Annotated in this window: 20 protein-coding genes and 1 pseudogene; 2 read left to right on the forward strand and 19 right to left on the reverse strand. The window is 75.8% G+C overall.

Annotated elements, in window-relative coordinates:
- Positions 1-77: 77 nt before the first annotated feature.
- From lgt to ACFUMH_RS08210, 13 genes and pseudogenes are all read right to left on the reverse strand, one after another.
- Positions 78-968 carry a prolipoprotein diacylglyceryl transferase gene (lgt, locus tag ACFUMH_RS08150; RefSeq protein ID WP_378203144.1) on the reverse strand — a complete coding sequence of 297 codons (891 nt, stop codon included), beginning with the start codon at positions 966-968 and terminating at the stop codon, positions 78-80.
- Positions 965-1801 carry a tryptophan synthase subunit alpha gene (gene trpA, locus ACFUMH_RS08155; protein ID WP_378203147.1) on the reverse strand — a complete coding sequence of 279 codons (837 nt, stop codon included), beginning with the start codon at positions 1799-1801 and terminating at the stop codon, positions 965-967. The genes lgt and trpA overlap by 4 nt, the downstream gene beginning before the upstream one ends.
- Positions 1798-3075: a tryptophan synthase subunit beta gene (trpB, locus tag ACFUMH_RS08160; protein ID WP_378203196.1), complete on the reverse strand. Its 1278-nt coding sequence runs from the start codon at positions 3073-3075 to the stop codon at positions 1798-1800. The genes trpA and trpB overlap by 4 nt, the downstream gene beginning before the upstream one ends.
- A gap of 32 nt (positions 3076-3107) precedes the next feature.
- Positions 3108-3920, reverse strand: coding sequence for an indole-3-glycerol phosphate synthase TrpC (gene trpC, locus ACFUMH_RS08165; RefSeq protein ID WP_378203150.1), 813 nt, complete (start codon positions 3918-3920; stop codon positions 3108-3110).
- A gap of 148 nt (positions 3921-4068) precedes the next feature.
- Positions 4069-4695: a DUF4190 domain-containing protein gene (locus ACFUMH_RS08170; RefSeq protein WP_378203153.1), complete on the reverse strand. Its 627-nt coding sequence runs from the start codon at positions 4693-4695 to the stop codon at positions 4069-4071.
- A 40-nt stretch (positions 4696-4735) separates the two neighbouring features.
- On the reverse strand, positions 4736-5182 hold the full coding sequence (locus ACFUMH_RS08175) for a DUF2752 domain-containing protein (protein WP_378203156.1): 447 nt from the start codon (positions 5180-5182) through the stop codon (positions 4736-4738).
- A gap of 5 nt (positions 5183-5187) precedes the next feature.
- Positions 5188-5838: a DUF4190 domain-containing protein gene (locus ACFUMH_RS08180; protein ID WP_378203159.1), complete on the reverse strand. Its 651-nt coding sequence runs from the start codon at positions 5836-5838 to the stop codon at positions 5188-5190.
- Between the two features lie 76 nt (positions 5839-5914).
- Positions 5915-6220, reverse strand: a complete 306-nt coding sequence (locus tag ACFUMH_RS08185; RefSeq protein ID WP_378203162.1) for an HGxxPAAW family protein — start codon at positions 6218-6220, stop codon at positions 5915-5917.
- An 89-nt stretch (positions 6221-6309) separates the two neighbouring features.
- Positions 6310-6990, reverse strand: a complete 681-nt coding sequence (locus ACFUMH_RS08190) for a Trp biosynthesis-associated membrane protein (RefSeq protein ID WP_378203165.1) — start codon at positions 6988-6990, stop codon at positions 6310-6312.
- Positions 6987-8564, reverse strand: coding sequence for an anthranilate synthase component I (locus ACFUMH_RS08195; protein WP_378203168.1), 1578 nt, complete (start codon positions 8562-8564; stop codon positions 6987-6989). Before ACFUMH_RS08195 ends, ACFUMH_RS08190 begins: the two co-directional genes overlap by 4 nt.
- 158 nt (positions 8565-8722) lie before the next feature.
- A pseudogene (gene hisI, locus ACFUMH_RS08200) lies at positions 8723-9100 on the reverse strand (phosphoribosyl-AMP cyclohydrolase); the annotation flags it as partial.
- 55 nt (positions 9101-9155) lie between these two features.
- Positions 9156-10988: an ABC transporter ATP-binding protein gene (locus ACFUMH_RS08205; protein ID WP_378203171.1), complete on the reverse strand. Its 1833-nt coding sequence runs from the start codon at positions 10986-10988 to the stop codon at positions 9156-9158.
- Positions 10985-12892: an ABC transporter ATP-binding protein gene (locus tag ACFUMH_RS08210; RefSeq protein WP_378203199.1), complete on the reverse strand. Its 1908-nt coding sequence runs from the start codon at positions 12890-12892 to the stop codon at positions 10985-10987. The genes ACFUMH_RS08205 and ACFUMH_RS08210 overlap by 4 nt, the downstream gene beginning before the upstream one ends.
- 174 nt (positions 12893-13066) lie before the next feature.
- On the opposite strand from ACFUMH_RS08210, the gene ACFUMH_RS08215 reads away from it, so the two are divergent.
- Positions 13067-13714 carry a TIGR03085 family metal-binding protein gene (locus ACFUMH_RS08215; protein ID WP_378203174.1) on the forward strand — a complete coding sequence of 216 codons (648 nt, stop codon included), beginning with the start codon at positions 13067-13069 and terminating at the stop codon, positions 13712-13714.
- Between the two features lie 75 nt (positions 13715-13789).
- Here ACFUMH_RS08215 and hisF read toward each other — a convergent pair whose 3' ends face one another.
- The 6 genes from hisF to ACFUMH_RS08245 form a co-directional block, all read right to left on the reverse strand.
- Positions 13790-14560 (reverse strand): imidazole glycerol phosphate synthase subunit HisF, encoded by a 771-nt coding sequence (gene hisF, locus ACFUMH_RS08220; protein ID WP_378203177.1) that lies wholly within the window; start codon positions 14558-14560, stop codon positions 13790-13792.
- Positions 14557-15438, reverse strand: a complete 882-nt coding sequence (locus tag ACFUMH_RS08225; protein WP_378203180.1) for an FKBP-type peptidyl-prolyl cis-trans isomerase — start codon at positions 15436-15438, stop codon at positions 14557-14559. Before ACFUMH_RS08225 ends, hisF begins: the two co-directional genes overlap by 4 nt.
- 147 nt (positions 15439-15585) lie before the next feature.
- Positions 15586-16947, reverse strand: a complete 1362-nt coding sequence (gene pafA / locus ACFUMH_RS08230) for a Pup--protein ligase (RefSeq protein WP_378203183.1) — start codon at positions 16945-16947, stop codon at positions 15586-15588.
- A 56-nt stretch (positions 16948-17003) separates the two neighbouring features.
- Complete coding sequence (gene prcA, locus ACFUMH_RS08235; protein WP_378203186.1) at positions 17004-17708, reverse strand: proteasome subunit alpha; 705 nt, start codon at positions 17706-17708, stop codon at positions 17004-17006.
- The gene (gene prcB, locus ACFUMH_RS08240) at positions 17705-18550 is read right to left on the reverse strand and encodes a proteasome subunit beta (protein ID WP_378203189.1); all 846 of its coding nucleotides are present in this window, start codon (positions 18548-18550) and stop codon (positions 17705-17707) included. The genes prcA and prcB overlap by 4 nt, the downstream gene beginning before the upstream one ends.
- A 6-nt stretch (positions 18551-18556) precedes the next feature.
- Positions 18557-18751: a ubiquitin-like protein Pup gene (locus tag ACFUMH_RS08245; RefSeq protein ID WP_378203192.1), complete on the reverse strand. Its 195-nt coding sequence runs from the start codon at positions 18749-18751 to the stop codon at positions 18557-18559.
- Between the two features lie 163 nt (positions 18752-18914).
- On the opposite strand from ACFUMH_RS08245, the gene ACFUMH_RS08250 reads away from it, so the two are divergent.
- The coding region (locus tag ACFUMH_RS08250; protein WP_378203194.1) for a hypothetical protein at positions 18915-19276 on the forward strand (362 nt) is incomplete at its 3' end.

Here is a 19276-nt window from a genome sequence, read left to right on the forward strand (position 1 = left end):
AGGCGACTATACGACCCGCGCGCACGCGCAGGGGTCGCCGCCTCGGATGATGGCCGGACGGTGCCCGACCGCCCCGGTCACCGGGCGGGAGCGGAGGCGTCCGCCTCGTCGTCCTGCGTCGTGGGGGGTGTCCGCAGGAGGGTCGCGTCACGTCCTGGATGCAGACGGCCGACCAGCACGAACGCTACCAGCGCACCGAGCCCGACCACGACCGACGTCCAGACGTTGAGGCGCAGGCCCAGGACCGTCTCCGCGGGGTCGATCCGCAGCAGCTCGATCCACAGCCGGCCCGCGGTGTAGAAGGCGACGTACAGCCAGAACACGCGCCCGTGCCCGAGCCGGAACCGTCGGTCGAGCCAGACGAGCAGCGCGGCGGCCGCCAGGTTCCACAGCAGCTCGTACAGGAACGTCGGGTGGAACAGGGTCCCGGGCTCGAAGCCCGCCGGCAGGTGCGCCTCGTCGATCTGCAGGCCCCACGGCAGCGTCGTCGGACCGCCGAAGAGCTCCTGGTTGAACCAGTTGCCGAGCCGGCCGATCGCCTGCGCGACGAGCAGGCCGGGGGCGAGCGCGTCCGCGAAGGGCGCGAGCCGCACGCCGTGGCGCCGGCAGCCGATCCACGCCCCGACGGCGCCGAACGCGACCGCGCCCCAGATGCCGAGGCCGCCCTCCCACACGTACAGCGCCCGGACCGGGTCCCCGCCGGGCCCGAAGTACGCGTCGGGCGAGCTGAGGACGTGGTAGATGCGGCCGCCGACGATGCCGAACGGCACGGCCCAGTACGTGATGTCGAGCACCGTCTCGGGGTCGCCGCCGCGTGCGGCCCACCGGCGCCGCGTGAGGACGACCGCCGCGGCGATGCCGAGCAGGATCGCGAACGCGTACGCCCGCAGCGGGAACGGCCCCAGGTGCCACACGCCCTGCGAGGGGCTGGGGATCCCGGCCGCCACCACGGCGGCGGCGAGCGTCACCGCGGCGACCTGTCGGCGGACCGGACGCCCTCGGCGAGCCCCGCCACCACGGACTGCAGCGCGTCGATGCCGGCCGTCTCGTCGGGCGCGTCGAGCAGCGGGCGCACGAACGCCGAGCCGACGATGACGCCGTCGGCGTACGAGGCGACCTGCGCGGCCTGCTCCGGCCGCGACACGCCCAGACCCACGCACACGCGCGACGCGCCGGCCGCGCGGGTGTCGGCGACCAGCTGCTGCGCGCGGTCGCCGACCGTGGCGCGCTCCCCCGTGACGCCCATCGTGGACGCCGCGTAGACGAAGCCGCGGCTCGCCGCCGCGGTCGAGGCCAGCCGCTCGGGCGTGGAGCTCGGCGCGACGAGGAACACGCGGTCGAGACCGTGCGCGTCGGCCGCCGCCATCCAGTCGGCGGCCTCGTCGGGGATGAGGTCCGGCGTGATGAGTCCGGCACCGCCCGCGGCCGCGAGGTCGCGCGCGTAGGCGTCGACGCCGTAGCGCAGGACGAGGTTCCAGTACGTCATGACGAGCACCGGGGCACCGGCGTCGGCGACCTGCTCGACCGCCAGGAGCGTGTCCCGGACGCGCGTGCCGCCCGCCAGGGCCGCGTCGACCGCGCGCTGGATCAGCGGGCCGTCCATGACGGGGTCGGTGTACGGCATGCCGAGCTCGACGACGTCGACGCCCGCCTCGACCATCGCGCGGACCGCGCGGACGGACCCCGGCACCGACGGGAACCCCACGGGCAGGTACCCGATGAGTGCGGCGCGCGGGTCCGCACCCGCCGCCAGCGTGTCGAGCCGCTCCGCGGACCGCGACCGGACCTGCGTCGTGCTCACAGCTGCTCCCCCTCGTCGGCCTTGACCACCGGCTCGTCCTCGATGAGGCCGAACCACGCGGCCGCGGTCGCCACGTCCTTGTCGCCGCGCCCCGAGAGGTTGACGAGCACCACGGCGTCCCGGCCGTCCGCCGCCCAGGTGCGCGCCTCGGCGCCGATCTGGATGGCCCCGGCGAGGGCGTGCGCGGACTCGATGGCGGGGATGATGCCCTCGGTGCGGCACAGCAGCTCGAACGCCTGCATGGCCTCGACGTCCGTCACGGGGCGGTAGGTGGCACGGCCGATGTCGTGCAGCCACGCGTGCTCGGGCCCGACGCTCGGGTAGTCGAGCCCCGCCGACACCGAGTGGCTCGGCAGCGTCTGGCCGTCCTCGTCCTGGAGCAGGTAGCTGCGCGCACCGTGCAGCACGCCGGGCACCCCGCCCGAGAACCGGGCAGAGTGCCGGCCGGACTCGACGCCCTCGCCACCCGCCTCGAAGCCGAACAGCCGCACCTCGGGGTCGTCGAGGAACGCGTTGAAGACGCCCATCGCGTTCGAGCCGCCGCCGACGCACGCCACGACGGCGTCCGGCAGGTGCCCGGTCTCCTCGAGCAGCTGCGCCCGCGCCTCGTCACCGATGACCTTGTGGAAGTCGCGCACCATCTCGGGGAACGGGTGCGGGCCGGTCACGGTGCCGAGCAGGTAGTGCGTCGTGTCGACGTTGGCGACCCAGTCGCGCAGCGCCTCGTTGATCGCGTCCTTGAGCGTGCGCGACCCGATGGTGACCGGCACGACCTCGGCCCCGAGCAGGCGCATGCGCGCGACGTTGAGCGCCTGTCGCTGCGTGTCCTCCTCGCCCATGTAGATCGTGCACTCGAGGTCCATCAGCGCGCACGCCGTCGCGGTCGCGACCCCGTGCTGCCCGGCGCCGGTCTCGGCGATGACGCGCTTCTTGCCCATGCGCTTCACGAGCAGGGCCTGGCCGAGCACGTTGTTGATCTTGTGCGAGCCCGTGTGGTTGAGGTCCTCGCGCTTGAGGAACACGCGCACGCCCTCGCCCACGTGCGCCGCGAACCGCGGCACCTCGGTGATCGGGTTGGGGCGTCCCGTGTACGTCCGGTGCAGGCGCTCGAGCTCGTCGGCGAACGTCGGGTCGGCGAGCGCCTTGTGGTACTCCGTGTCGAGCTCGTCGAGGGCCGCGATGAGCGCCTCGGGCACGAACCGACCGCCGAACTCGCCGAAGTACGGGCCCTCGTGCGCGCCCAGCGTGCCGCCGCTGCGCAGCACGTCCCGCATGCGCCGGCTCACCTGGCTGCGTCCCGTCGCGGTCACTGGCGCACCGCCCGCAACGAGGGGTGGGCACCGGCCGCGACGAGGTCCGCGACGGACTGCCGCGGCGCGTCGTCGGTCACGAGCGCCTCGCCCACGAGGACGACGTCCGCACCGGCGCGGGCGTAGTCCATGACGTCGTGCGGGCCCCGCACACCGGACTCGGCGACCTTGACGACGTCCGACGGGATCGCCGGCGCGACGCGCGCGAAGGTGTTCCGGTCGACGTCGAGGGTCTTGAGGTCGCGGGCGTTCACGCCGATGACGCGCGCACCGGCGTCCACCGCGCGGGCGACCTCCTCGGTGTCGTGCACCTCGACGAGGGCCGTCATGCCGAGCGAGTGGACCCGCTCCACGAGCGACTCGAGCACGGTCTGCTCCAGCGCGGCGACGATGAGGAGCACGAGGTCGGCGCCGTGGGCGCGCGCCTCCCACACCTGGTACGGCGTCACGACGAAGTCCTTGCGCAGCACGGGCACGTCGACACGTGCGCGCACGGCGTCGAGGTCCTCCAGCGAGCCGTTGAACCGGCGCCGCTCGGTGAGCACCGAGATCGCGACGGCACCGCCCTTGGCGTACTCCGCCGCCAGGGCCGCCGGGTCGCTGATGGTCGCGAGCGTGCCCTTGCTGGGGCTCGACCGCTTCACCTCGGCGATGACGGTCACGGCGTCGTCCACCTTGAGGCGGTTCACGCACTGCACCGCGGACTCGCGCCGTGCGGCGCGCTCCTTCAGCTCGGCCAGCGGCGTCGCGGCCTCTCGGGCGGCGAGGTCCTCCCGGACCCCCGCGACGATGTCGTCCAGCACGGTCATCGGCGGCTCATCCCCTTCGCCCGGTCGGAACGGCTGCCGTCCCCGTGCGCGCCCTCCCCGGTGCACCGGCTGCCGACTGGCCATCGTAGACGTGCCCTGGACCACATCCGTCCACGGCCCGGTCCGTGGACCGGGCCGTGGACGCACCTCAGTAGCCGGGGGACGTCGCCGCGGCCCACGGCAGCGTGATCCCGAGGAAGACGAGCGGGATCAGGAACGACAGCACGAGGAGCACGAGCATGAGCACGCCGAACGCGATCGAGAGCCAGCCGAGCACGATGCCGGCGGTGACGACGCCGTCGTTGTTCGCCTCGCCGCGGGCGATCGCCTTGCGCGCGTTCGTGCCCACGACCACCGCGGGGATGCCGGTGAAGAACCCGCACGCCAGCACGATGCCTGCGATGCCGAGCACGAGCGACCAGATCCCGAGGTCGTTGCGGGGCCAGTAGCCGGGCCCGGCGTACGGGGTGCCGGCGTACGGGGTGCCGGCGTACGGCGCGCCCGTGTGCGCGTCCTGCGCGGCGCCCGGCTGCTCACCCGCGGCCGCGGAGGGTCCGCCCGGTGCGGCGTACGCGCCGCCGGGTGCGGCGTACGCGCCTCCCGGTGCGCCCCGGGTGCCCGCGCCCGCGTCGGGCGCACCGGCACCGGCCGGGGCGCCCGCACCGGTGTCCTCCGGCGTCGACGCGGCGCCGGGCGGCGGGCCGTACGGCGCCTCCTGGCCGTACGGCGGCGCGTCGGCGCCAGGTCGGCCTGCGGGGTCGGCGGGCTGTGTCATGAGGTCCTCCGGTGGTCGTCCGGCGCGCGCCGGGACGGGGTCAGGTGAGCGGCGCGGGGCCGAGGTACGGGACGAGCGCGGGCACGTTGCGCAGGACGCCGAACAGCACGACGACGACGAGCACGACCCACGCGAGCCACGCCGGCGGCACGCCCGCCGACGTGCCGCGCCACCGGCGCCGCGTCCACAGGACCCAGCCGGCGAGCAGCAGCGGGGCGACGAGCACCCAGAGCGGGTTGGCGTGCCACGCGCCCGCGAGGTCGCCGGTGAGGAGGTCGTGGGTCGCGCGCAGACCGCCGCAGCCGGGGCAGCTGACGCCGAGCAGCAGCACGGACGGGCAGATCCCGTACGACAGCGGCGCGTACGGCGTGCGCACCACGAGCAGCGCCGCGGCCACGGCGCCCGCCGCCCCGACCGCCAGGGGCAGCAGCACGCCGCCGCGCCCCGCACGGCGGCGGGACGCGGCGGCGTGTGCTGCCGAGCTCACGGACGTCAGGGCTGCTGGAGCTGCTGCGTGCGCTGCACCTCGTCCTCGAGGTACTCCATGAAGCCGCCCCAGCCGCCGTACTGCGCGATGCCGGCGAGGAAGCTGATCAGGAAGTACAGGCCGATGACGAGGCCGATCGCGCCGAGGATCAGGCCCGCGAGCGACATGCCGCGGTTCGTCGCCTCGCCGCGCGCCGCGGCGCCGCGGCCGAGGAAGCCGAGGATGACGGCCGGGATGCCCGGCAGCCAGCCGATGCAGCACAGGACGATCGACAGGATGCCGAGGACGAGCGACCAGATGCCGAGCGCGTTCCTGCGCGTCGAGCCGGCCGACGCCGGGTCGCCCCAGCCCTGGCCCTGCCCGTAGGGCTGCGCCTGCCCGTACGCCTGGTCCTGCCCGTACGCGGGCGCCTGCCCGTACGCAGGTGCCTGGCCGTAGGCGGGCGCGTCACCCGCACCGCTGGGCTGGCCGTACGACGGCGCCGACGGCGCGTCCGGGCTCGTGCCGGCAGGGTACGGCGGCACGTCCGTGCCGGACGACGACGGCTCGGGCGTACCCGGCGTCGCGGCTGCGTCACCGGCGGCACGGGGTTCGCCGGTGGGACGGGGCTCGTCGTCGGGGGCGTACGGGTCGCGCGGGTCGTTCGGGCTCGACATCCAGCTCTCCCTGCGTCAGGAGGCGCGCCGACGGCGCGCCCGCGTCGGACCGGCGGGATCCTCCCCGCCGGTCGGGTCAGTGACCGCCGCGGCGCTTCTCGCGTGCGAGCGTCGCGGCGCCGCCCTGGCCGTGGCCCAGCACCTGCAGGACCTTGCCGAGGACGATGCCGAGCACGATGACGCCCATCCCGACCCAGAACAGCCAGACGAGCGCGAAGGCGACGCCCAGTGCGGCGACGAGCGCGCCGAGCACGATCGTCCACGTCGTCGTCCACGCCGCCACGGTCTTGCCGTGGTTGGTCGGCGGGGTCGACGGCGGCAGGTGGACCGTCTCGGTCGGGGTCTGGTGCTGCGCGCGGTGGGCCAGGGAGTGGTCGGCCATGGGTACGTCCTTCGGTGCTCGGTTCGCGCCAACCCTATCCGAGTCGTCAGGGAGGCACGCGCTGGTCAGGGCTGTGGTCGGGTCGGTGGTCAGGAGGGGTCGTCGCCGCGGCTGAGCGCGTCCCAGTCGGCGCGCCCGTCGTCGTCCGGCGCCGCGCCGCCCGTCGCCGGCGCACCCGACGGCCGACCTGCCGACGGACCCGACGGTCCCGACGCAGCGCCCTCTCCGGCGCCGCCGGCGACCGGGGCCGCCGCACCGCCGGGGACCTCGTGCCGGCGCGACCGCGCCCGCCAGTCCCCCGGTGCGCGCAGCAGGACGAGCGCGAGGAGCACGACGAGCACGCCGACGGCCGTCGCGACGACCGGGCCGGCGGTGAGGACGGCGTCCGGCGCGACGGGCTCGACGCCCGTGCGGTCGGCGACGGCGGCGGCCGCCGCTCCCGCGGGGTCGCGCAGCACCGCCAGCGACGCCGCGACGACGAGCGCCCCGCACGCCGCCACGACCGCGGCCACGGCGACCCGGCCCGCGGGCCCGACGAGCGCGAGCGCCGCCGCCGACGCCAGCAGCACGACCGCCGCGGCGACGACCTCCGGCACGGCCTGCGTGCCGGCGGCACCGACCACCACGTCACCCTCGAGCGCCGTGCCCGCGCGGGCCGTCACCCACGTCGGCGCAGCGGCGCCGGCCACCGCCGCCGCGGCGAGCAGGAGCAGCGCGACCCAGCGACCCCGCCGGGGCGCCGGCGTCGCGCCCTGCGCGGGCGCGGTCACGGCACGTCGCGCCGCAGGCGCGCGGCGAGCTGCACCGCCCGGACGGCGGCGGCCGCCTTGTTCCGCGACTCCTCGTACTCCAGGGCGGGCACGGAGTCCGCGACGATGCCGCCGCCGGCCTGGACGCTGGCGCGCCCGTCACGGATGACGGCGGTGCGGATCGCGATGGCCATGTCCATGTCGCCCGCGAAGTCGAAGTACCCCACCGTGCCGCCGTACACGCCGCGCCGGGCCGGCTCGATCTCGTCGATGAGCGCGATCGCGCGGGGCTTCGGGGCCCCGGACAGCGTGCCGGCCGGGAACGTCGCGACGAGCGTCTGCAGCGCGGTCGCCCCCTGCCGCAGCCGTCCGACGACCGTCGAGCAGATGTGCATGATGTGCGAGAACCGCTTGACCGCCATGAACTCGACGACCTCGACGCTGGCCGGCTCGCACACCTTGACGAGGTCGTTGCGGGACAGGTCGACGAGCATGATGTGCTCGGCGCGCTCCTTCGGGTCCGCGAGCACCTCGTCCTGCAGCGCGCGGTCCTCCTCGGGCGTGGCGCCCCGCGGCCGCGAGCCCGCGATCGGGAACGTCACGACGTGCCCGTCCGTGACCTTGACGAGCGTCTCGGGGCTCGAGCCGACGACGGCGAAGTCCCGGCCGTCCGGGTCCTGCAGCGCGACCAGGTACATGTACGGGCTGGGGTTGACCGTGCGCAGCACGCGGTACACGTCGACCGGCTCGGCCGGGCAGTCGAGGTCCAGCCGCTGCGACAGGACGACCTGGAAGACGTCGCCGTCGCGGATCGCCTCCTGCCCCCGTCGCACCGCGTCCTCGAACTCGTCGCGCGTGCTGCGGAACTCGAGCTCCGGCTCGGGCAGCGCGGCGTCGAGCACGGAGGTCGCGGGCGGGGCCGGGCGGCGCAGGGCGTCCTGCATGGCGTCGAGGCGCGCCACCGCGTCGGCGTGCGCCTCGTCGACGCGCTCGTCGGTCGCGTCGAAGTTGATGGCGTTGGCGACGAGCCACACCGAGCCGTCGACGTGGTCCACGGCCGCCAGGTCGCTCGCGAGCAGGAGGGTCACGTCGGGCACGCCCAGCTCGTCGGGCGCCTGCGCCGGCAGCGTCGGCTCCCACTGCCGCACGACGTCCCACCCGAGCACGCCCACGAGCCCGCCCGTGAGCGGCGGCAGCCCGTCGACGGACGGCGTGCGCAGGACGTCCAGGGTGGTGGCGAGCACGTCGAGCACCGGTCCGTCGGTCGGCACGCCGACGGGGACGTCACCCGCCCACGCGGCCTGCCCGTCGCGGACGGACAGCGTCGCGCGCGAGCGCACCCCGACGAACGACCAGCGCCCCCACGAGCCGTCGGACTCCGCGGACTCCAGCACGAACGTGCCCGGGCGGCCCGCTGCGAGCGTGCGGTAAAGACCGACCGGCGTGACGTCGTCCGCGAGGAGGCGGCGGACCACCGGCACGACGCGGCGCGTCGGCGCGAGCGCACGGAACTCCTCGAGCGACGGCCACGTCGCGCCCCAGGGCAGGTCCGTGGCGGTCGCGCGGGGCGCGGCGGTGGCGGACGTCTGGGTCACGGGACGGCTCCTTCGGAGGGTGCGGTCGGGTCCTGCGCGGTCGGGTCCTGCGCGGTCGGGTCCTGCGCGGTCGGGTCCTGCTCGGTCGGGTCCTGCGCGGTCGGGTCCTGCTCGGTCGGGTCCTGCTCGGTCGGCCCGTCGTCGCCGGGGCGCGTGACGGGCAGCGGCCCGCCCGCCTCGAAGCACGTGCGGGTGCCGGTGTGGCACGCGGCGCCCACCTGGTCCACGGTGACGAGCACGGCGTCCCCGTCGCAGTCGAGGTCGACGGAGCGGACGTGCTGGACGTGTCCGGACGTGTCGCCCTTGCGCCAGTACTCCTGGCGCGAGCGGCTCCAGAAGGTGACGCGGCCGGTCGTGAGCGTGCGGTGCAGCGCCTCGTCGTCCATCCAGCCGAGCATGAGGACCTCGCGCGTGTCGTGCTGCTGCACGATCGCGGCGACCAGGCCGGACGCGTCGCGGCTCAGGCGCGCGGCGACGGCGGGGTCGAGGCTGCTGGGGCGCGGGACCGGGGCGGACGAGGAGGCGTCGACGGGCACCGGACGATCCTGCCACGCGGCGCCGGGCGGTCCGCGCGCGCGACCGCCGTCGCGGTCAGCGGGTCTGCGCCACCCAGGCCGCGTGCATCGCGGCGTACTGGCCACCCTGCGCGACCAGCGTCGCGTGGTCGCCCACCTCGACCACCTCGCCGGCGTGCACCACGACCACCAGGTCGGCGGCCTCCGCGGTCGACAGCCGGTGCGCGATCGTCAGCGTGGTGCGGCCGCGGGCCAGCTCGCGCAGCGCCCGCGCGATGCGGACCTCGGCGACCGGGTCGACGGCGGACGTCGCCTCGTCCAGCAGCAGCAGGTCGCCGTCGGCGAGGCGTGCCCGCGCGAGCGCGACGAGCTGGCGCTCCCCCGCCGACAGCATCTCGCCGCGCTGCCCGACCGGCGTGGCCAGGCCCTGGGGCAGCTCGTCGACCCACGCGTCCAGCCCGAGCTCCTCCACCGCGGCACGCACGCGCGCCTCCACGTCGGTCGCGCCGTCGCGCAGGCCGTACGCCACGTTCTCCGCGAGCGTGCCGTCGAACAGGAAGCCCTCCTGCGGGACGAGCACGACCCGGCGGCGCAGGTCCGTGCCGCGCACCTCGCGCAGGTCGACCCCGTCGAGCCGCACCGCGCCCGTGGTGGGGTCCATGAACCGTGCGACGAGCTTCGCGAGCGTGGTCTTGCCCGAGCCCGTCGCGCCCACGACCGCCACGGCCGTCCCCGCGGGGACGTCGAGCGTGACGTCGCGCAGCACCGGCGGCCCGTCCGGGTACGCGTAGCCGACGTGGTCGAACGTCAGCGTCGCGGGCCCGCGCGGGCTCGACCGGCCGGCGTCGCCCGGGTCGGCCACGTCGACGGGCGTCTCGAGCACGCCGAGCACGCGGCGCCAGCCGGCGACGGCGTTCTGCAGCTCGTTGAGGATCTCCGTCGCCATCTGCACCGGGCCGGTGAACAGCTGCACCAGGAAGAGGAAGGCCAGCACCCGACCGACGCTCAGGTCGCCGAGGACGCCCAGCCACGTGCCCGCCACGACGACGGCCGCGAGCACGAGGTTCGCGACCAGCACGCCGGAGGAGAACACCACCGCGACGAGGTTCTGCGCCCGGACCATCGCGTCGCGCGTGGCACGCACGGCCGCGTCGATGCGGCGCTGCGTGCGGGTCGCGACGCCGTACGAGCGGATCGTCTCCGCGCCGACCACGGCCTCCGACACCGCGCCGAGCATCGCGCCGTACCGCTCGCGGACCCGGCCGTAGCGGGCGTTGACGCCCTTCTGCAGGCGCGGCAGCACGACGAGCAGCGGCACGAAGCAGAGCCAGACGAGCAGCGTCAGCTGCCAGGAGTAGACCGCCATCAGGGCCGTCGCGACGCCGATCTGCAGCAGCGAGACGAGCAGCATGATGCCGCCCCACTGGACGAACATCGAGATCGTGTCGACGTCCGAGGTGACGCGCGAGACGAGCGACCCGCGCCGCTCGCTGCCCTGCGTCAGCACGGACAGGTCGTGCACGTGCCGGAACGCGCGCGTGCGCAGCGTGAGCAGCCCGCTCTCGCTCGACCGGAACAGCCGCACGTTGACGCCCGCGGAGCAGGCGGCGCCGACGAGCAGGCCGCCCGCCGCGAGGCCGACGAGCGCCGCGACCCGGCCCACGTCCACGCCGGCCGGCGCGAGGATGCCCGTGTCGACCGTCTGCTGCACCGCCACGGGCACGAGGACGCGCGCGAGCGCGGCGACGACGGCGAGCCCGAGCGTGCCGAGCAGGCCGTGCAGCAGCTCGGGCGACACCTGCACGCCGCGGCGCAGGGTCGCCAGGACGCCCAGCGTGCTCGCCGGCGCCATGCGCGCGTCCGTGCGCGCCTCCGTGCGGGCGGTGCCGTCCGCCGCGGTCCCGCTCATCGCCGTCCTCCCCCGGTGCGTGCGTCGTCGCGTGCCGGCGCCGCGTCGCCCGCGCCGTCCCTCGCGCCGTCCTGCGCGTCGTCCGTGAGCTCGGCCGGGGAGCCGTCCCGCCCGTCGTCGACGTCCTCCTCGGCCGCGCGGGCGTCGGCCCGCTCGCGGTGGCGGCGCGCCGTCTCCTGCTCGTAGGCGGTGGCGAGCGCGGCGTACCCGGGGTCGCGCGCCAGGAGCTCCGCGTGGGTGCCACGGTCGACGACCCGGCCCGCCTCGAGGTGCAGCACCTCGTCGGCGAGCAGGACCGACGACATGCGGTAGGCCACCAGCAGCACCGTGGGCACGTGGGCCTCCCCGGCGGAGCGCAGGCCCGTGAGGATGTCCCGCTCCACGCGCGGGTCGACCGCCGAGGTGGCGTCGTCGAGCACGAGGACGCGCGGCCGGCGCACGAGCGCGCGGGCCAGGGCGAGCCGCTGCCGCTGGCCCCCGGAGAGGTTCGCGCCGCGCTCGCCCAGGGGCGCGTCGAGCCCGCCCGGCAGGGCGCGGACCACGTCGTCGACCCGCGCGGTGCGCAGCGCGTGCCACACCTCGTCGTCCGACGGCGCAGCGGGGTCGTCCGCGTCGGCGAGGGTGACGTTGCCGCGGACGGTGTCCTCGAACACGAAGGTCGACTGGCTGACGTACGCCACCTGGGCCGCGAGGTCGGCGGCGTCGACCGTCCGCACGTCGCGCCCGTCGACCTCGACGACGCCTGCCGACGGGTCCGCGAGGCGCGGCACCAGCCCGACGAGGGTCGTCTTGCCGGAGCCCGTCGGCCCGACCACCGCCACGGTGCGGCCGGGGGCGACGTGCAGGTCCACCGCGTGCAGCAGCTCGGCCTCGCCGTCGGCCGCGGGCACGCGCAGCGTGACGCCGCGCAGGCGCACGTCCGCACCGCCGGCGCCGTCCGGCAGGCGCGCGCCGCCGTCGACCGGGACGCCGTGCGCGTCGAGCACCCGTGCGATCCGGTCGTGGCCCACGAGGCCGCGCGGCAGCTCGCCGAGCACCCAGCCGAACGCGCGCACCGGCACGGCGAGCAGCGTGAGCAGGTAGGCGGCGCCGACGACGTCGCCCGTGCCGATCGCGCCCGACGCGACGCGCTGCGTGCCCACCAGCAGCACCAGCAGCGTGCCGAGGTTCGGCAGGAGGTCGATGACGGGGTCGAACACGGCGCGGACGACCCCGACGCGGACGTTCGCGTCCCGCAGCTGCCGCGCCCGCGCGCCGAAGCGCGCCTCCTCGCGGTCCTCGGTGCCGAGCGACTTGACGAGCGACGCCGCCTCGAAGCTCTCGTGCGCGATGTCCGCGACCTCGGCGCGCAGCTGCTGCGCGCGCGTGATCGCCGGTGTCATCCGGCGCTGGAACACGAGGTTGGCGACGACGGCCAGCGGCAGCACCACGAGCGCGGCGAGCGCGAGCCACACGTCGGTGCGCAGCAGGGCGGCCGTCGCGACGACGATCATCACCACCACGCCGAGCGCGAACGGCAGCGGGTTGAACACGCCCGTCGCGGCCTCGACGTCGGACCCGGCGTTCGACAGCAGCTGCCCCGTGGGGTGGCGCCGGTGCCACGTCATGGGCAGGCGCAGGTACTGGCGCGTGACGGCACGGCGGTGGTCCGCCTGGATGTCGGCGACGCCGATGCCCGCGAGGACGCGGCGCAGGGCGACGGCGACGGCCAGGGTCAGCGCGACGAGGGCCATCGCCAGGCCGGCGACCCAGATGCGCCCCTGCGCGTCGGTCGAGCCCTCGATGGCGGGGACCACCACGGCGTCGGTCGCCCACGCGAGCACGCGGCTCACGCCGACGGTGGCGGCGCCGAACACGGCGGAGGTGAGCACCGCGAGGACGTAGGTGCGGGGCTGGGAGCGCATGCCGCGCCAGACCAGGGCCGCCGACCGCCGGGTCGCCGACCCCTGCAGCGCCGCGGGGGTCGACTGGGCGCGCGTGGGCACAGCTGTCTCACTCTCCTGCTGACGGGGACCTCGTCATCCTCTCACGCGACCACCGCTGCGCCCGGCGGCCCGCCGCGTGGCACGATCCGTGCCATGACCTGGCACGAGACCGAGCGCGCATGGCTGGCCGACACGCTGCGCGCGACCGCCTACGACGCACCCACGCTGTGCGCCGGCTGGCAGGCGCGCCACCTCGCCGCGCACCTCGTGCTGCGCGAGCGCGCGCCACGCGCGGGCGCGGGAGCCGTCGGGACCGTCGCCACCCGGGGGCCCGGCGCGGCGACGGAGCGGCTCGCGGCGACGGTCGAGGGGCCGGAGGACTACGCGGCGCTGGTCGACACGTTCGCCGCACCGCCGCCCCGCTGGAGCCCGCTCGCGTGGGCGGGCGACGCGGTCAACGCGTCCGAGTACTTCATCCACACCGAGGACCTGCGCCGCGGTGCGGGACCGGCCGAGCCGCGCGCGCTGCCGGACGGGCTGCGCGACCTGCTGTGGGGCCAGCTGCTGCGGATGGCCCCCGTGCGGCTGCGCCGGCTCGGCCCGGGCGTCGTGCTGGTGCGTCCCGACGACCTCCGGTCCGCCGTCCACCGCGCGCGCGGCGGTCACGGCACGGTCGTGCTGCGCGGCGAGGTCGGCGAGCTCGTGCTCGCGGTGTCGGGGCGCCTGCAGGCGGCCGACGTGACGGTCGAGGGGGCACCCGACGACGTCGCCGCGGTGCGCGAGCTGCTCACCGGGCCCTGACGGCCGGCGCGCCGGCGCCGTGCCGTGCCGTGCCGTGCGGTCCGTGCTGTCCGTGCGGTGCGGTGCGCTGCGGGCTCAGCGCACCTCGACGCCGGCGGCCCGCAGCGCGTCCTTGACCTGCCCGACGGTGAGCGTGCCGAAGTGGAACACGCTCGCCGCGAGCACGGCGTCCACGCCCGCCCGCGCCACGTCGACGAAGTGCTGCGCGGTGCCGGCCCCGCCCGAGGCGATGAGCGGCACGCGCACGACGGCGCGCACGGCACGGATCATGTCGAGGTCGAACCCGGCGGTCGTGCCGTCGGCGTCCATCGAGTTGAGCAGCACCTCGCCGACGCCGAGCTCGACCGCCCGCCGGGCCCACGCGACGGCGTCGAGGCCGGTGCCGCGGCGGCCGCCGTGCGTCGTCACCTCGTAGCCGGAGTCGGTGCGCGTCCCCCCCGTCACGCGCCGCGCGTCGACGGACAGCACGAGCACCTGCGAGCCGAAGCGGTCCGCGATCTCGGTGATGAGCTCCGGCCGCGCGATGGCGGCGGTGTTGACGCCCACCTTGTCGGCGCCGGCGCGCAGCAGCCGGTCGACGTCGTCCGCCGACCGGACGCCGCCGCCCACCGTGAGGGGCACGAAGACCTCCTCGGCCGTGCGCCGCACGACGTCGTACGTCGTCTCGCGGTCGCCCGACGACGCCGACACGTCGAGGAAGGTCACCTCGTCGGCACCCTCGGCGTCGTAGCGGCGGGCCAGCTCGACCGGGTCGCCGGCGTCGCGCAGGTTCGCGAAGTTGACGCCCTTGACGACGCGCCCGGCGTCGACGTCGAGGCACGGGATCACCCGCAGCGCGAGGCTCATCGGGACGCCTCCGCGGGGTTGCCGGTCGCGAGGATGTCGATCACGAAGACGACCGTCTGCCCCGCGAGGTCCTCGGCGTCGGTGACGCCCAGCGGGTAGCTCGGCGGCACGACGAGCATGACCTGGCTGCCGGCGGGCTGGTCGACGAGACCCTCCGCCCACGCCTGCACGTCGGACAGCAGGAACGACACGGGCAGTCCTCGGGTCCAGGACGCGTCGAACAGCTCGCCGCTCTCCCACGCGAACCCGCTGTACTGGACGGTGATGACGTCGCCGGCGGCGACCTGCGGCCCGGTGCCGCGGACCAGCGGCTCCACGACCAGGTCGGCCGGCGGTGGCGTGCCCGTCGGCGTCAGCGACGGCGAGCCGTCCGCGGTGGTCGTGACGGCCGGCAGCGCCGGGTTCGGCGCGAGCTGCTCGCCGACGGCGCGCGTCGGGAGCACGTCGAGCACCGTCACGGTCGGGTAGTCGGCGCCCTGCCCGCCGGGCGCCACCTGCAGCAGCCGCGCCCCGACCTGGTGGCCGCGCAGCGTCTCGTACAGGTCGGTGCCGAGGTCCTCCTCGGTCAGCAGGCGCGGCGTCGGGCTGGTCGAGTAGCTCTCCTTGACGAGGCTCGCGTCCGTGGCGTTCTCCAGCCAGAAGTCGATGAGCACGGGGCCGCCGTCGACGAGCTCCGCGCCGGTCCCCGGCCACACCGTCTCGCGGTGCGTCGAGTCGACGGTGAGGGGCGTCAGGTACGTGACGGTGGGCGCGTCCCCGGGGCCGCCGGTCACGGTGACCTCCGGGTCGGCCGTCGTCGGGGTGCTCCCGCACGCCGCCAGCAGCAGCGTCAGGACGGCCAGCGCCGCCACCCGGCGGCCACCCGCCACTCGCGCCACGTCGTGTCCTCTCGCGTCTGCGGGCCGCGAGGCGGGACGCGCGTCGCGGCGGCACGCGCCCGTGCCGGGCGGTGCGGGGCCTCACTGTACGTGCCGGTCCGGTGCCCGCGGGCGCGCGCCCGGGGCCCCGGCGTCACGCCGCGGACGTCACATCGACTCGATCAGCCGGTCGACGCGCTCGTCCACGCTGCGGAACGGGTCCTTGCACAGCACGGTCCGCTGGGCCTGGTCGTTGAGCTTGAGGTGCACCCAGTCCACGGTGTAGTCGCGACGGGCGTCCTGGGCGGCCCGGACGAAGTCGCCGCGGAGCTTCGCGCGGGTCGTCTGCGGCGGCACGGCGGTCGCCTCGAACACGTCGAGGTCGGTGGTGACGCGCTCGACGAGCCCGCGCGCCGCCATCAGGTTGTACAGGCCCTCGGTGCGCGAGATGTCGTGGTACGCCAGGTCGAGCCGCTGCACGCGCACGTCGGACAGCTCCAGCCCGTGCCTGGCGCGGTACCGCTCGATCATCCGGTACTTGATCACCCAGTCGAGCTCGCGCTCGACGAGCGACAGGTCGCCCGTGCGCAGCGCCCGCAGGCCCCGCTCCCACAGGTCGAGCACCTGCTTCGTCTCCGGCGACGGGCCGACCTCGGCGTCGACGAACTCCGAGACCCGCGCGAGGTACTCCTCCTGCAGGTCGATCGCCGTCACCGTGCGTCCCGACGCCAGCGTGACCTGCTGCCGGCCGGTCATGTCGTGGCTGATCTCGCGGATCGCGCGGATCGGGTTCTCCAGCGTCAGGTCGCGCATGGGGACGCCGGCCTCGACGAGCCGCAGCAGCAGGTCGGTCGAGGCGACCTTGAGCATGGTCGTCGGCTCCGCCATCGACGAGTCGCCGACGATGACGTGCAGGCGCCGGTAGTGCTCGGCGTCCGCGTGCGGCTCGTCGCGGGTGTTGATGATGGGGCGCGACCGCGTCGTGGCGCTCGAGACGGCCTCCCAGATGTGGTCGGCGCGCTGCGACAGGCAGTAGACGGCACCCCGCGGCGTGGCGAGCACCTTGCCCGCACCCGTGAGGACCTGCCGGGTGATGAGGAACGGCACCAGCACGTCCGACAGCCGCGCGAAGTCGCCCTGCCGGCGCACGAGGTAGTTCTCGTGGCAGCCGTAGGAGTTGCCGGCCGAGTCGGTGTTGTTCTTGAACAGGTGGATGCGTCCGGGCAGCCCCTCGTGCTCGAGCCGCTGCTGCGCGTCGGCGACCAGCCCCTCGAGGATGCGCTCGCCCGCCCGGTCGTGCGTGACCAGCTGCCGCCAGTCGTCGCACTCCGCCGTCGCGTACTCGGGGTGCGAGCCCACGTCCAGGTACAGCCGCGAGCCGTTGCGCAGGAAGACGTTCGAGGAACGCCCCCACGCGACCACCTTGCGGAACAGGTAGCGCGCCACCTCGTCCGCGGACAGCCCGCGCCCGTCCTGCGCCGCGCACGTCACGCCGTACTCGGTCTCCAGACCGAAGATCCGCCTGTCCACGCGTGCCTCCCGTTCCTCGCGCCACCGCGCCCCACCGGCGCGGTCGGTGCCGCCGCTCAGGCCGTCGACGCCCCGAGCACGTCCTCCAGCAGCGCACCCGTCAGCCGGCGGAACGCCCGCCGCGGGCGCGTGCGGTCGAGCACCGCCACCTCGAGCTGGCCGGCGCCGAGCGTCCGCGGCTCGCCGTCGTCCGGCGCCGACCCCAGCACCCGCACCGCGAGCCCCAGGACCTCGGACAGGGTCATCCCCGGGCGCCAGCCGCCCTCCAGGAGCCCCGCGAGCCGGTCGGCCTGGCCACCCATGACGACCCAGCCGTGCTCGTCCGTGACCGACCCGTCGTACGACAGGCGGTAGATCTGGTCGCCCGCGGGCTCGCGCCCGACCTCGACGACGACGAGCTCGACCTCGAGCGGCTTCGACTCGGTGGTGAACACCGTGCCGAGGGTCTGCGCGTACGCGTTCGCCAGCCCGCGCGCCGTCACGTCGACGCGGTCGTAGGAGTAGCCGCGCAGGTCCGCGTAGCGCACCCCCGCGACCCGCAGGTTCTCGAACTCGTTGTACTTGCCGACCGCGGCGAACGCGATGCGGTCGTAGATCTCCGAGATCTTGTGCAGCGCGCGGGACGGGTTCTCGGTGGCGAACGCGATGCCGTCGTCGTACTGCAGCACCACGACGGAGCGCCCCCGGGCGATGCCCTTGCGCGCGTAGTCGGCCCGGTCCTTCATCAGCTGCTCGGGCGAGACGTAGAACGGCATGCTCATCGGCCGACCTCCCCCGCACCCGCGCCACCGACGCACCGCTCGCCCTCGATGCCCTCGGCGACGGCCGCGAGGTCGTCGTCCGGCACCCGCAGGTACCCGGACTCCGTCACCGTCGCGACGACCGGCCAGATGCGCCGGACGCGGTCCGGCCCCCCGGTCGCCGAGTCGTCGTCCGCCGCGTCGACCAGCGCCTCGACCGCGACGCGGACCGCGCCGGCGGCGTCGAGACCGCGACGCCACCGCTTCTTCAGCGAGCCGCGCGCGAACACGGAGCCCGAGCCGACCGCGTGGTGGTCCTGCTCCTCGTAGCGCCCGCCGGTGACGTCGTACGAGAAGAGCCGGCCGACGCCGCGGTCGAGGTCGTAGCCGCCGAACAGCGGCACGACGGCCAGGCCCTGCATGGCCAGCCCGAGGTTCCCGCGGATCATCGTGGCCAGCCGGTTCGCCTTGCCGTCCAGCGACAGGAGGCTGCCCTCGATCTTCTCGTAGTGCTCGAGCTCCAGCTGGAAGAGCCGGACCAGCTCGATGGCGAGGCCGGCCGTGCCCGCGATGCCCACCGCGGAGAACTCGTCCGCGGGGAAGACCTTCTCGATGTGCCGGCTCGCGATCATCGAGCCCATCGTGGCGCGGCGGTCGCCGGCCATGACGACGCCGCCGTCGAACGTCAGCGCGACGATCGTCGTGGCGTGCGGCACGGCGAGCTCACCCGCGGGCAGGGGCCGGTTGCCCGGCAGCAGCTCCGGCGCGTGGCCGGAGAGGAACTCGACGAACGACGACGTACCGGGGGTGGTGAAGGCGTGCGGCAGCCGGCCGGACGCCGCGGACGAGGCGGACGACGTCATCGGCGCTCACTGACCGCCCTTCTGCACGAACCCGCGCACGAACTGCTCGGCGTTGGACTCCAGGACGTCGTCGATCTCCTCGAGCAGCGCGTCGACCTCGGCGTCACGGTCCTGCGCGCTCGGAGCCGTGGGCGTCGGCGTGCCCGGCTCGTCGACCGGCTCGTCGTCCTCGCGGCGCCTGACGTGTTCCTGACCAGCCATGGTGACCTCCTGCTCCCGGGCCGGCGCGTCCCGCGCGCCCGCCCGACCCACCCTAGGCCCATCCCCCCGGACGTCGCAGCGACCGCGCCCGGACGGGTGGCCGACGCGCGCCGCGGCTGTGGACGACGGCCGGCGGACGACCGCCGCTGGCACGATGCGCCCCATGCCCCCTCCGGTGCCCACCGACACCGTGCACGCCCGCTCCCTGCGCGCGCTGCTCGACGCGACGCGCTGCCCCGCGTGCGCCGCGACGCTCCCCGGCCCGCGGTGCGCCGGCTGCGGGCTCGACCTCGCGGTGCCGGAGGCGGCGCTGCTCTGGCAGGACAGCGTCGCCGCCGCCGACGCCCTGCGGCGGCGCGAGGAGCGCATCGCCGCGATGCGGACCGCGGCGGGACGCCGCGAGGCGGCACGCGCGGCGGCGGCCACGGACGACGTCGCGCCGCGCGCGCCGGACGCGCGCACCGCGTGGGCGCCGCCGGCCGCGGCGACGAGCTGGTCGCCGCCCGCCGCGACGCCCTCCGCCGC

This window comes from Cellulomonas sp. NPDC057328 (assembly GCF_042667215.1).
GTDB lineage: Bacteria > Actinomycetota > Actinomycetes > Actinomycetales > Cellulomonadaceae > Cellulomonas.